Source organism: Paraburkholderia fungorum (assembly GCF_046027605.1).
GTDB lineage: Bacteria > Pseudomonadota > Gammaproteobacteria > Burkholderiales > Burkholderiaceae > Paraburkholderia > Paraburkholderia fungorum_F.
This window is the reverse complement of sequence record NZ_JAQQEF010000002.1, coordinates 411,080-424,481: the sequence shown is the minus strand read 5'-3', so window position 1 is coordinate 424,481 and position 13,402 is coordinate 411,080. Positions and strand designations below refer to the sequence as shown.

At 63.2% G+C, this 13,402-nt stretch carries 10 protein-coding genes; 3 read left to right on the top strand and 7 right to left on the bottom strand.

Translation table 11 applies throughout. From position 1 onward, the window contains the following. Positions 1 to 5 precede the first annotated feature (5 nt). Genes PQR53_RS05215 through PQR53_RS05205 form a run of 3 tightly spaced genes read right to left on the bottom strand, consistent with a single transcriptional unit; the run spans position 6 to position 2,713 of the window. Complete coding sequence (locus tag PQR53_RS05215; RefSeq protein WP_408451511.1) at positions 6 to 845, bottom strand: ABC transporter permease; 840 nt, start codon at positions 843 to 845, stop codon at positions 6 to 8. Next, positions 845 to 1,678 (bottom strand): ABC transporter ATP-binding protein, encoded by an 834-nt coding sequence (locus tag PQR53_RS05210; RefSeq protein WP_408451510.1) that lies wholly within the window; start codon positions 1,676 to 1,678, stop codon positions 845 to 847. The genes PQR53_RS05215 and PQR53_RS05210 overlap by 1 nt, the downstream gene beginning before the upstream one ends. Positions 1,679 to 1,681: 3 nt before the next feature. Then, entirely contained in the window at positions 1,682 to 2,713 is a 1,032-nt protein-coding gene (locus tag PQR53_RS05205) for an ABC transporter substrate-binding protein (RefSeq protein ID WP_408451509.1), read from the bottom strand. 530 nt (positions 2,714 to 3,243) lie between these two features. Here PQR53_RS05205 and PQR53_RS05200 point away from each other — a divergent pair. Further along, positions 3,244 to 4,371, top strand: coding sequence for a porin (locus tag PQR53_RS05200; protein ID WP_408451508.1), 1,128 nt, complete (start codon positions 3,244 to 3,246; stop codon positions 4,369 to 4,371). Between the two features lie 28 nt (positions 4,372 to 4,399). Here PQR53_RS05200 and PQR53_RS05195 read toward each other — a convergent pair whose 3' ends face one another. The 3 genes from PQR53_RS05195 to PQR53_RS05185 are packed head-to-tail and all read right to left on the bottom strand — an operon-like array spanning position 4,400 to position 10,239. Next, positions 4,400 to 5,863, bottom strand: coding sequence for an efflux transporter outer membrane subunit (locus PQR53_RS05195; protein WP_408451693.1), 1,464 nt, complete (start codon positions 5,861 to 5,863; stop codon positions 4,400 to 4,402). A gap of 1 nt (position 5,864) precedes the next feature. Further along, positions 5,865 to 7,058, bottom strand: coding sequence for an efflux RND transporter periplasmic adaptor subunit (locus PQR53_RS05190; RefSeq protein WP_408451507.1), 1,194 nt, complete (start codon positions 7,056 to 7,058; stop codon positions 5,865 to 5,867). After that, a complete protein-coding gene (locus PQR53_RS05185; RefSeq protein ID WP_408451506.1) occupies positions 7,048 to 10,239 on the bottom strand; it encodes an efflux RND transporter permease subunit in 3,192 nt (1,063 codons plus the stop codon). Before PQR53_RS05185 ends, PQR53_RS05190 begins: the two co-directional genes overlap by 11 nt. Before the next feature lie 761 nt (positions 10,240 to 11,000). Between PQR53_RS05185 and PQR53_RS05180 the strand changes: the two genes are divergently transcribed. Beyond that, entirely contained in the window at positions 11,001 to 11,912 is a 912-nt protein-coding gene (locus PQR53_RS05180; protein WP_408451505.1) for a MurR/RpiR family transcriptional regulator, read from the top strand. A gap of 12 nt (positions 11,913 to 11,924) precedes the next feature. Here the strand turns inward: PQR53_RS05180 and PQR53_RS05175 are convergent, their stop codons facing one another. Beyond that, entirely contained in the window at positions 11,925 to 12,839 is a 915-nt protein-coding gene (locus PQR53_RS05175; RefSeq protein WP_408451504.1) for an HAD-IIA family hydrolase, read from the bottom strand. Positions 12,840 to 13,103: 264 nt separating this feature from the next. Here PQR53_RS05175 and PQR53_RS05170 point away from each other — a divergent pair, with 264 nt between their 5' ends. Further along, on the top strand, positions 13,104 to 13,400 hold the full coding sequence (locus PQR53_RS05170; RefSeq protein WP_408451503.1) for a hypothetical protein: 297 nt from the start codon (positions 13,104 to 13,106) through the stop codon (positions 13,398 to 13,400). Positions 13,401 to 13,402: the final 2 nt, after the last annotated feature.

The following is a 13,402-nucleotide window of genomic DNA, read 5'->3' as shown; positions in this document are numbered from 1 at the left end:
GCCCTTCAATGCGCGCTTTCGGGCTGCCATCTGACCACCAGCCGCTCGATGATCGCGATCACCAGGAAAAACAGGCCGGACAGCACGGCGCTCATGATGATTGCCGTATACAGCAAGGCCGAATCGAAGCTATAGGTCGCCTGGATGATCATTGCGCCGATCCCTTGCGTGGCGCCGATCCATTCACCGACTACCGCGCCAATCACCGACATCGACGCGGCAATGCGCAGCGCGGAGAAGAGATACGGCAGCGAAGCGTAGAGGCGCAGCTTGAAGAAAATTTCGCGCTTGCTGGCCGACAGGATCTGCATCAACTCCATCGCCTGCGGGTTCACCGCCTGCAGGCCGCGCACCATGTTCACGAGTGTCGGGAAGAAACAGACGATCGCCGCGATCGTGATTTTCGGCTCGAGGCCGTTACCCATGATGAGGACGAGGATCGGCGCCTTGGCGACCACCGGAATCGAGTTGATCATCACCGCGACCGGATAGAAAATGTCCTGCAGCGTCTTGTTGTGCACGAAGACGGTGGCGATCAGGATCGCCGCGAGATTGCCGAGCAGGAAACCGCCCGCCGCCTCGATCGCAGTCGGCACCAGGTTCTGCAGCAGCACATCGCTCTTGCTGTAAAGCGTCTCCAGAACCAGGAACGGCGACGGCGCGATAAACGGCTTCACATGAAAGCCCACCACGATCGCCCACCACGTGAACAGCAGACCCGCGACGCCGAGCACCGGCAAGAGGCGCGCCCGCCACAGGCGCTGGCGGCGACGTGCAAGCCAGGCCTGCGCTTCAGGATCAGCCGCTTGCGACGACAGATTCATTTGCATTTCGGACGTGGTCATTAGCAGGTCTCCAGTACGCGTCGCAGGTAGGCTGCGAGTTCGACGAATTCGCGAGTCTCGCGGATATCGAGCGTCCGGTCTTCCGGCAGCCCGACCGGCACGATCTCCTTCACACGTCCAGGGTTGGCGACGAGCATCAATACCCGCTGACCGAGAAACGCCGCCTCGTAGATGCTGTGAGTGACGAACAGCGTCGTAAGGCCCATCTCTTTCCAGACACGGCGCAATTCTTCGTTCAGACGGTCGCGGGTGATTTCATCGAGCGCGCCAAACGGCTCGTCCATCAGCAGGACCTTGGGATCGCTGACGAGCGCGCGCGCAATCGCGACACGTTGGCGCATCCCGCCTGACATCTCGTGCGGGTAAGCGTCCTCGCGGCCCTTGAGGCCGACGAGTTCGAGCAGTTCACGCGGCGTAGCCCGGCCCGCGCGTGCCTTGCCGCCCGCGACCTCAAGCGGCAGCTGCACGTTCTGGAGGGCCGTGCGCCACGGCAGCAACGCCGCGTCCTGAAACACGAAGCCAATGTCCCGATGCTCACGCGCGACGCGGGGCGCGGCACCGAGCACGCTGATCTCGCCGCGGCTCGGCTTGATCAGATCCGCGACGACGCGCAGGAAGGTCGACTTCCCGCAGCCCGACGGACCCAGCAGCGTGAGAAATTCACCGGCCGCGACGTCAAGGCTCAAACCCTCGATCGCAGTGACGCTGCGCCGATCGGTGAAGAAGCGCACGTTGATATTGCGGCAGCTAATCGACAGAGGCGTGTCTTGCAGACCGGCGACGGACGAGCCGATCCCCTCCGCGCGCGGCGGACTGATAGTGGCAGCATGCATGGATTACACCTTGAGGCGAGAGGAACGGGTAGCGTTGAGGACGTCCATCGTCATCACGTCGTCGACTTTGGGCTGAGCTCCGCGGAACTGGCCCAGTTGACCGTACATCGAGAGCTGCTCTTCCCAGACCTTCGCATCCATCGTGCCCCAGCCTTGGGCCTGCGTGGCCTGATCGAACGCGTAGCTCATCAGCGAATCGATCGCCACACGCTCATCGGCACGATTCAGATTCGGATATTCCTTGATCAGCAGATCGACCGCCTGGTCGCGATGCGCATTCGCATAGACCCAGCCACGCGCAGTGGCGCGCAGGAAACGCGCAACGGTGTCGGGATGGTCCTTGAGCGTCGCGGTGTTCGCGTAGTACGGCAGCGCGTAGAGGCGCACGCCGGTGTCCCACAGACGCAGGTCGACGCGCTCCGCCCCGAGCGGCTTGAGTGCGGTGGTGTTGGTTTGCCAGCCGGTCACCGCGTCGACCTGACCGCTCATCAGCGGCATCATGTCGGCGCCGATCGGCACGATGTTGACCTGGCTTTCCGGAATCTTGTTCTTCGCGAGCAGCGCCTTGAGCAGCACCATGCCGGTCGACTGGATCCCGATACGCTTGCCGATCATGTCGTGCGCCGAACGCACCGGATTTTTCTTGAGTGAAAAGAAACTGTAAGGATGCTGCTGCAATCCGACCGCGATACATTTGATCGGCAAGCCTTCCGAGACCGCCAGCATGATCGACGGGCTCGACGAAATCTCACCGGCCTCGGATCGGCCCGAGGCCACAATCGCCACGCCATCGATGTTCGGGCCGCCCGGCTGAATGTGGAAATCAATGCCTTCCTGCTCGTAATAACCGAGCCGTTTCGCCGTCACCTCGCCGACCTGGTTACCGCCCGGAATCCAGCCCAGTTGCATGTTGACGGTTGTCCTGTCGCCCGCAAAGGCGCGCACCGAAAGCAGTGCGCCCGTTGCAGCCATGCCGCCCGCCGCGAGTGTCATCCGCAGCAAACGCCGACGTCCGGCATTTTCGATTACTGACATCATCTCCTCCGTTGGTGCTTCCTGGGTACAAGGGGGCCGGTCTTCTAACGCTCAGTGCTGCCGGTGAAATCGATTATTAAGAGCCAAAAGTGTCCCCGCAAGCATCAATTTTGAAGATGAGCGATGCCAAAATTAGAGCACCCACGTGGTGCGGGCTTTTTGAGAAAGTGTCAATAAGCGTGCGCGATTCGCGCACCAGTTCGGCCTCGGTGCGCTAAAAATTCGATCACTGGTAGTTAAATTCAGTGCTAGCTATCGCGAATTTTGTTCCGCAAGAATCGCCAGCAATCGCACCAGATTCACAATCAGCTGCATCGCAACCACCGAAAGGCACATGTAATAAAAGGCAATTCCGCTGCGGGACCACGGTGCTGGGCGGCTCATTAACCGCGGCAAGTCGGGACCGTCATCGGAGGAATCAATCTTTCGTCGCGCCAGGTCTTTTGTTCGTCATCCTAATCACAACCCGGCCTCAAACGAGCTTCAGGCATTCGCCTTCACTTTCCCAAAACAAGCCTTCAAAGGAAATCATGAATCGACGCATCTTTGCTCTCGCCGCCATGGCTCTGTGCTGCCAGAGCGCATCCGCCCAAAGCAGCGTGACCCTCTACGGCCTGATCTCTACGGGGATCGTCTATGCGAATAGCCAGAAAGGCGCCGACAAGCAAGGCCATGCGACGTGGCAATTCGCGAGCGGCCCCATGCAGACGCCTCGTTGGGGGATGAAGGGTGTAGAGGATCTCGGCGGCGGCGTGAAGGCCATATTTACGCTGGAAAGCGGCTATAGCCTCGCGACCGGATCGTTGTCGCAAGGCGGGCGGGAGTTCGGCCGGCAGGCCTTTGTCGGCTTGTCGTCGGATACGCTCGGGACGGTGACGCTAGGCCGTCAATACGACGAGGCAGTCACACTGTGTGTGTTCTCGTCGGCGTGTCAGTTCGCGGCGTACGCCGCGCACATTGGCGACAGTGACAACGTGTTCGACACGTTCCGGATCAACAACGCGGTCCAGTACAAAAGTATCGACTACAAAGGTCTTCAGTTTGAAGGGCTCTACGGTTTTTCGAACAAGGCGGGTGGCTTCTCGGACAACAATGCCTATAGCGCCGGCGTGCAATATCGCAACGGGCCGGTGACAGCCGGTCTGGCGTTCCTTCAGGTCAACACGCCGAACGACGCCAATAATACAAACGGCGCGGTGGTGAACGACTACGGCTTCACGTCGCCGTTCGTCACGAATCCGGCGACCAACGCGGGTGTCAGCAAGCAGAGGATGTTTGGCGCCGGCGGCGCCTACGCGCTTGGAACCGCGAGCGTGTCGCTGCTTTATACCAACGCGCGATTCGACTATGTCGACACGTCGCGGCTGACGCTGCAGAATCTGGAGGTGTCGCTGACGGACTACGTGACGCCGCAACTCATGCTCGGCGCCGCGTATATCTTCACCACGGGGCAATACCATCCGCAAGACAACAGTCCGAAATGGCATCAGGTGAATGCCGGCGCGGACTACTTCCTGAGCAAGAACACCGATCTCTTCCTCGTGGGGATCTTTCAGAGAGCGGCGGGCGACGCACAGTACGCGCAGATCTATTCGCTTTCGCCGTCCACCACCAAGTCGCAAGTCTCAGCGGTGATCGGCATGCGGCATAAGTGGTAGGCGTTTTACCCGCCTCGAACGTCAGGCATCAGCCCTTGGGACCGCCGGCGGCGGGCAGCGCCGGCGCTTGCGCGGCGGTGGCGAGTTCCGCGCTCGACCAGCCGCCGCCGAGCGCCTTGATCAGTTGCACGTTCGCGCTCAGCAAGCGGGTCTGGATATCCAGCACGCCGCTTTGTGCATCGAGCGCCGCTGTCTGCGCCTGGACGACGTCGAGATAGCCGACCGCGCCCTGCCGGTAGCGGCTCAATGCCAGATCGACGGAATGCTGGGCTGCATCGTCGGCCTCACGCTGCTCGCCGAGCGCCGTGCCGAGGTCCTGCAACAGCGAAAGATTGTCCTCGATCTGCCGGAACGCCGACAACACGACGCCGCGATAACGGGCGCCCGCTTCATCGGTCGCCGCTTTCGCGGAATTGAGTTGCGCGCGGCGCAAGCCGCCGTCGAAAACATACTGCGCAAGTTGCGGCCCGATTGCCCAGAAAATGTTCGGCGCGCTGACCAGCCCGGCATAGACGGAACTCTGCACGCCGCCCTGCAAGCTGAGCGTGATCGACGGGAAATACGCGGCGCGCGCCACGCCGATCTTCGCGTTCGCCTCGGCCACGCGACGCTCGGCCGCCGCGATGTCGGGACGCCGCTGCAAGAGCGTCGACGGCAGGGCCATTGGAATGACCGGCAACGGGATCGACGCCGTGTTCGACGGCAGACTGAACTCCGATGCGGACGCACCGATCAGCTCGGCGATCGCGTGCTCGATCAACGCGCGCTGGGCAACGTTCTGCGACAACTGCGATTTCGCCGACGCCAACTGCGTTTTCGCCCGCGATACGTCGAGCCCCGACACAATCCCCCCGCCATGCAGCGTCTGCGTAAGCTCCAGGGCGCGCGCGTAGGCCGCCACGGTATCGGTCAGCAGTTTGGTCTGCTGGTCGAGCCCGCGCAGGCGGACAAAACTGTCGGCGAGCTGAATCTGCAAGCTCAGTTGCACGGAGGCGAGATCGGCCTTGGTGGCCTGTGCTTCGTCCTTGCCCGCCACCACGGAATCGCGCACGCGTCCCCACAAATCGAGGTCGTAATCGATCTCGCCGCCGAGGGTGGCGGAGTTGTAATAATCAGGGCCGCCGGCACGCAACGGGCGCGTATCCGACTGCCGGTCGCGCTGCGGAACCGCGCTCGCGCTGATCCTCGGATACAGGCCGGACGAAACCTGATCGACGAACGCCTTGGCCTGCCGGTAGTGCGCATAGGCCGCGGCAAGGTCGGTATTGTTCGCCAGCAGGCGCTGTTCGAGGTCGTCGAGTTGCGGGTCGTTATAGATCGTCCACCAGTCGGTACGGCTCAGCTGATCCGCGGGCTGCGCGCTGACCCAGGGGCCGATCGTGCGGTATTGGGCGGCGACCGGCGTCGGCGGCACGTGGTAGTCCGGCGCGAGCGAACACGCCGCAAGCGCGAAGGTGCCGGCCAGCAGCGCCGGAACCTTCAGCGTAGCCATCCTAACCATTCGCGCCTCCTTTCCCGGCGGCGCTGGCGCCGCTCGCGACCTGCACGCGATCGCCGGCGACCAGACCGTCCGGCGGCGTATCGATCACGCGGTCCGTCGCGGCGAGTCCCGAGCCGATCTCGACCGAGTCGCCGAAATCGCGGTTGATCGTGACCGTCTTGAACGCGACGAGGCCGTTCGCCCCGAGCGTCGCAACCCGCAGGCCGTGCGCGTCGAAGATGAGGGCGCTGGCGGGAACGCGTACCGCGTTCTGCTGGACCGGCAGCTTGAATTGCAGGCTGGCGAAACCGCCCGGCAACAGCTTGCCGTCGGTGTTGTCGACCAATAGCTGAACCAGCGTCGTGCCCGAGGCCGCGTTGACCGAATCCGCCGCCGCGACCACGCGCGCGGTGAAGTGCTGACCCGGGTATTCCGGCACGCTCAGCGTCGCGGTCGTGCCGCTGCGCACATCGGGCGCGTAACTCTGCGGCACCTGCACGTACACGCGCAGGCGCTTCACATCGGAGACCACGAACAGCTCCTGGCCGACGCCGCCACTGCCGGCATTGATCAACGCGCCGACGTCCGTGTCGCGCGCGGTCACCACACCGTCGAACGGCGCGACGATGCGCTCGAAGCCCTTGGTGGCGAGCAGGCGGTCGACATTGGCCTGCGCCGCCGCCACGGCCGCTTTCTTCGCGGTGTAATCGCCGGTGCGTTCGTCGACTTCCTGCTGCGCGACCGAATCGGTACCGAGCAGCGCCTGCCAGCGCTTCGCGGTGGTCCCGGCCAGCGCCGCGTTAGCCTGCGCGCTCGTCAGGTCAGCGCGCGCCTGCAGCAATTGCTGGTCGAGTTCGGGCGACTCGATCACGGCGAGCAGTTGCCCAGCTTTCACCGGCGTGCCGATGTCGACGCTCCACGACTTCAGATACCCGCTCACGCGCGCGAAGATCGGCGCACGCGAATACGCTTCGAGATGCGAAGGCAGATCGAGCGTCGGTCCGTTTGCCGCGCTCACCGGGGTGATCACGGTGACCGTGGGGATGACCTGCGCATTGGTCCACGACTTGAGATTACGGGCGTCGACGGCGCGCAGCGTCACGCCTGCCGCGACGACGATGACAGCGACGGCAATCGCGGTCACGCCGATGACGACGAGGCGGCGGCGCGGCACCGGCTGGTTGGTGACAATAGGTTCAGACGACATGAGCGGGACCTCCCGTAGCGGGTGTCGGGGCAATCGCACGGCCAGGGCGCGAGTGAACGATGCAGAAAATCACCGGCACGAGGAGCAGTGACGCGGTGGTAGCGAAAATCAGGCCGCCGATGACGGCGCGGCCAAGCGGTGCGTTCTGTTCACCGCCCTCGCCCATTGCCAGTGCCATCGGCGCCATGCCGATGATCATCGACAGAGCCGTCATCAGCACCGGACGGAAGCGGGTGAAGCCGGCTTCGAGAGCGGCCTTGAACGGATCGCCGTGCTCGGCGAGACGCTCGCGGCAGAAGCTGACCACGAGAATGGAGTTGGCGGTGGCCACCCCCATGCACATGATCGCCCCTGTCAGCGCGGGAACGGATAGCGTTGTGTGGGTGGCGAACAGCATCCAGATGATGCCGGCGAGCGCCGCCGGCAACGCCATGACGATCACGAACGGATCGGCCCACGACTGGAAGTTGACCACCACGATCAGATAGATCAGCACGACCGCGCCCAGCAGGCCGAACAGCATGCCGGCGAACGCGCTGTTCATGGTCTGCACCTGGCCGAGCAACGCGATCGACGAACCCTTCGGCAGCGTGCCGGCATTGTTCTGCACCACGCGCTGGATGTCGGCCGCGACCGCACCGAGATCGCGATCCTGGGTGGTAGCGAAAATCTCGACCATCGGCTGGATGTTGTACTGGCTGACAACCGCGTTGGTATTCGCGCGCTGGACGGTCGCGAGGCCGCCGAGGATTTGTCCGCTGCTCTGCAGGGTCGACGTAATGGGCAGATTCTGTAGCGCGGCGAGCGAATCGAGGTTGTATTGCGGCGTCTGCATCACGATCGGATACGACACGCCATTCGCGTTGTTCAGCCAGAACGTCGGCGCGACCTGACTCGAGCCGGCGAGGTTCACCACCAGGCTGTTGGTCACGTCGCGTTCGTTGATGCCGAGCAGTTGCGCGCGTGTGCGATCCACGTCGACGTTGAAGGTCGGCGAATTTTGCGCCTGCTGGATGCGCGCGTCGACCACGCCGGGAATCTGGCGGATCTCGCGCAGCAGGCGGCCCGCATAGGCGAAATTCGCGGGCAGGTTGTTGCCGCGCACCTGCAGATCGACCGGCGCGGGCGAGCCGAAATTCAGAATCTGACTGATGATGTCCGCCGGCGGGAACGAGAACGTCACGCCCGGATAGAGGCGCGGCAACTTCTCGCGCATCTCCCGCACGTAGTCGGCGGTCGGACGGTGATCTTCGTTCAACGCGATCTGGATGTCGCCGTCCTGCGAGCCGATCGTCCCGGTGTTGTTGTACGCGAGATTGATACCGCTCACCGGCAAGCCGATGTTGTCCACCATCGTGCCGAGTTCGGCGGGCGGGATGATCTGGCGAATCGAGCTTTCCACGTCCGCGAAGATCTGGGCGGTCTTTTCGACCCGCACACCGACCGGCGCGCGGACATGCAGCAGGATCTGACCGGCATCCACGGCCGGGAAAAAGTTGCGGCCCAGCATAGGCACCAGCGCGAACGACAGCAGCACGAAACCGAGGAAGCAGCTCACGAACGGCTTACGATGATTCAGCGCCAGTTCGAGAATGCCGTGATAGCCGGCACGGACTTTTTCGAAGCGCCGCTCGAAGCCCTGCTGGAACCGTCCCAGCGGACCGGGCCGTTTCTTTTCATGCTCCTCTTCATTCAGATTGTGCGGATGCAGCAGGTACTTCGCCATGGTCGGCACGAGCGTGCGCGACAGGATGAACGAAGAGACCATCGCGAAGATCACGGCCTCGGCCATCGGCACGAACAGGAAGCGCGCCACGCCGTCGAGGAAGAACATCGGCACGAACACGATACAGATACACAGCAGCGCGACGAAGGCCGGCGTGACGATCTGCGCGGCGCCGTCGAGAATCGCCTCCTCGACCTGCTTGCCCTGCTCCAGATGCCAGTTGATGTTCTCGATGGTGACCGTCGCATCGTCGACCAGAATCCCCACCGCGAGCGCGAGGCCGCCGAGCGTCATGATGTTGAGCGTCTCGCCGAGCGCCGACAAGGTCGCGATCGAGCCGAGAATCGCCAGCGGAATCGAGGTCGCGATAATCACCGTCGAACGCCAGCTGCCGAGGAACAGCAGGATCATCAGGCTGGTCAGCGCCGCCGCGATCACGCCTTCGCGCGCCACGCCGCTGATCGCCGCCCGCACGAACAACGACTGGTCGCCGATCGGCGCGATCTGCAACGCGTCGGGCAACGACGCTTTCGCATCGAGCACGTGCTGCTTGATCCCCGAGATGATGCCCAGCGTCGACACCGAGCCGTTCTTCAACACGGACATCAGCACCGAACGTTTGCCGTCCACGTGCACGATATTGGTTTGCGGCGGACTGCCGTCGCGCACATTGGCGACGTCGTGGATATACACGGTGGTGCCGTTGACGGCCTTGATCGGCAAGTCGCCGAGCGCCTTGAGCGCGGACGGTGCGTTGTTCAGCTGCAGCGTGTATTCGTGATCGCCGATCTTTTCCGTACCGATCGGCGTCAACAGGTTCTGACTCGCGAGCGCGTTCGCGACGTCCTGCGCGGACAGACCGCGCGCCTGCATGGCGGCCGGGTTGACGTCGATCTGCACCTGGCGCGACTTGCCGCCGAACGGATACGGAATCGACGCGCCGGCCACGGTGACGAGCGCCGGGCGCAACTGGTTCAAGCCGAGGTCGCCGAGGTTCTGTTCCGAGAGCCCTTTGCCCGATAACGCGAGCTGGATGATCGGCACCGTCGACGCGTTGTAGTTCAGGATCAGCGGCGGCGTGGTACCCGGCGGCAATTGACGCAGCTGCGTCTGCGCGACCGCGGTGACCTGCGCGTTGGCGTTACTGATGTTCACGCCCGGCTGAAAGAAGATCTTGATGATCCCGAAGCCGTTCACCGATTCGGCTTCCATGTGCTGGATGTCGTTGACGGTGGTGGTCAGCGAGCGCTCGAACGGCGACGTGATCCGTCCCACCATTTGATCCGGCGGCAGACCCGTGTATTGCCAAACGACGCTGATCACGGGGATGCGGATGTCGGGAAAGATATCGGTCGGCGTTCTGAGCGCGGACAGCGGTCCGATGATCAGAATCAGGATCGCCAGGACGACGAAGGTGTAGGGCCGCCGGAGCGCGACGCGTACTAGGGCGAGCATGAGAATTCCAGCACTTGGGGTTGAACTGTCATGTATGACGAAAAAGCGACGAGAGCACGACTCAGGCGAGCGCGTCGGCCGGAGTCGATTTTCCGGTTCCTTTCAATTTTTCTGCAGGAAAAGCGATTTGAAAAACAACGCACCACGAAGCCCGCGCGGGTGCCGCGCCAGGACAATGCGGGAATGTACACAACCGGAATTAATTTTGCAGCCGCTTTATGCGCATTAGCTTACCCACCGGGAGTCTATCCTCGCCAATTTTCGGCTGTGCGTGAAAACGGGCGACAGGCGTTTGCCCTATACGTATAGCGTTTTCCAGCCGATCATTCGCGCTGGATGCACGGCCGGGATCGCGATTGATGACCATCCGGCAACGCATTCATTTTTTTATTACCAATATTTACGATCCGAGTTTTCGTGCGCGAAAAATGGCATTCGTGGTGTTTCCCACAATAGTTTTCTTTAAACCATAACGATAATCAGGCGAATTCGATTGTTCGCGGGTTTCGTGCGCTGGACATTCGCGGGTCGTAACTCGCGTCGTAACTCATGGGCCGGTTAGCTTCCGTAATGCGTTCAGGCGTCCGCTGCCTCATCTTTGGCGGGCATACTCCCGGTTGCTCGACCAGGCTCCTGCGAAAGGGGGTCGCCGCTGTACGACTTGTCAGCGATTCGTTAGCATGCGGGGGCGCCTTGCGCGCCCCGTCCAGCGGTCAGCCTGGCCGCGCCGGTATATGAACGATTTGTGAACAGGAGCTTCAATGCAGCCAGCGAATAAAGACCTGGCAAAAACGGTCACCGATACGTCGTCGCCGTCCGGCGAGATCACCGTTTCAGCGATCCTCGCCCGGATCGAACAGCTCTATCCGAGCTACGGCGCCGCGAGCCGGCGCATCGCGGATTTCATCCGCGAGCGGCCGCAGGAAGTCGTGCATATGTCGGTGAGCGATGTGGCCGACCGGGTAGGCGCGGCGGAAGGAACCGTGGTCGGTTTCTGCAAGGGGCTGGGAGCGACCGGCTTTCAGCAGCTCAAGATCGTGCTGGCGCAGGAAATCGTCCAGCCGGTCCAGTTGATCCATGAAGATCTACAGCAGGAGGACAGTGCGGCCACGGTGGTCGCGAAAATCTTCAGCTCGAATGTCCAGACGTTGCGCGACACGGAGTCAACGCTCGACGTGCATGCGCTCGAGCAGGCCGTCGCCGCGATCCGCGGCGCGCGGCGCGTCGAGATTTACGGCGTGGGCAGCGCCGCGTCCATTGCCGACGACGCGCATTACCGCATGTTGCGGATCGGCCTCGACGCGCGTTCGGTCACCGATCCGCATATTCAGGTCATCAGCGCGTCGCGCTGCGACCCGGGCGTCGCCACGCTGACTATTTCGCACTCCGGCAGCACGCACGAAACGGTCATGGCGACGCGGCTCGCGAAAGAAGCCGGCGCGCGGACCATCTGCATCACCAACTTCGGCCGCTCGCCGATCCAGGCCTACGCCGACATCGTGCTCACCACGATGGCCCGCGAAACCCGCTTTCGCACGGAGGCCATGACGAGCCGTCTCGCGCAGCTCGCCATCGTCGACGTGCTGATTGCGTGTCTCGCCCTCGCCGACTACGAACGCTCTGTCGACGTGCTGCGTCAGACCTTCGACGTGCTGTCGCTCAAGCGCTACTGATCCTACCGGCGCTCAGCCGAAGCGCCGGGTCGCCTCGTCCTGTCTGAATAGCAGCGCCAGCGATTCGAGGTGGGCGTCCACATGGCGCCCCACCAGCAGGCATTGCATTGCCAGCTGCCGCGCGCCGGCACCATCCGTCAGCGGGTTGTCGCCGATCACGAGCGTGCTAGCCGCGTCGGTACCGAGCCGGCGCAGCGCTTCGCGAAACAGCAGCGGCTCCGGTTTGCCGACCACGCAGGTCGGCTCGATGCCGGCGCAGGCGATCACCGCGTTCATCAAGCTGCCCGTCTCGGGCGTCACCCCGCCGTCCGCCGCCGGATGGTTCAGATCCGGATTCGCGACCATCAGTTTCGCGCCGCGGCGCAGCTGGTTCGCGATCGACTTCAAGCGCATGTAGCCGAAATGCACGTCCCGTCCCAGCAGGATGACGTCGGGGTCGTGCTCGACCACGTTGGCGCCCAGCGAGGTCGCGAAGTGCGTGAGCGCCGGGCTCGCGACAATCCGCACGCGTGCCTGCGGATACTGCTCCAGCATCAACAGCACCGCCTGTTGCCCCGCCAGCACGATGCGTTCGGGCTCGACCCGCAAACCCAGCCGAGCCAGCTTGCGCGCGAGCGTGGCCTCGGTGTCGCGCGAGTTGTTCGAGACGATCACATAGCGCTCCCGCGCATGGTCGAGCAACTCTCTTGCGCCCGCTATCACGTGGTTGCCGGATACGAGTGTGCCGTCGAGATCGACCACGAAGCCCTTCGCGCCCGCGAGCAGGAGGCGCGCCGCCAGGATCTGCCCGGCCGCGGATTCCGGCGCGCTCGCGACCGGAGTCGCAGCCAGAGTCGGGGCCGGCGCTGACCTCCCGGACGACGGCGACTGCGGCGCGTCTTCGCTGCCCCGCGCGGGATCGTAAAGAGAACTGGAGAAATTGCGCATCGAGAACATTCCTGACCTATCGAGCTGGAAAAAGCAGTCGCAAGCTTAATACTGAATTTAGCTCATATCAACCTCCAACTCGAAATGAGCATTGTTCATTTCTCTGTCACAGACGATGCCTAGCATGCGCATCGTTCGCTCCGCCCTTTAGCGCAGCGCACTTGCTCCGGAGCGCAGCGATAAGGCTTCGGGATTGGCCAATTTCGCATTGGTTCGCCGGGGTGTGGACCTCCCTCGACGACATTTCATATGGCGTACTAACTCATGAACTTCGAATGCACTGTAGTGCGTGATCGGGATGTTGCAGGCGGGACTCACGGGCGGCGCGTGCTGCTCGGCAGCGTGTTCCTCGTCGCCGCAGTCGCGCTGGCCGCCTGTGGTGGCGGTGGCGGCAGCAACTCGAATGGACAATCTTCCGCGTCATCGGGCTCTTCCGGCAGCGGGCCGGGCACGGGGACCTCGGCCCCCACCGGCGCGAGCGGCACCACGCCGGCTTCCGGCACGTCCCCCTCGTCCGGCACGCCTCCCGCCACCGCGCCGGTACTGCACTGCGCGCCCTGATC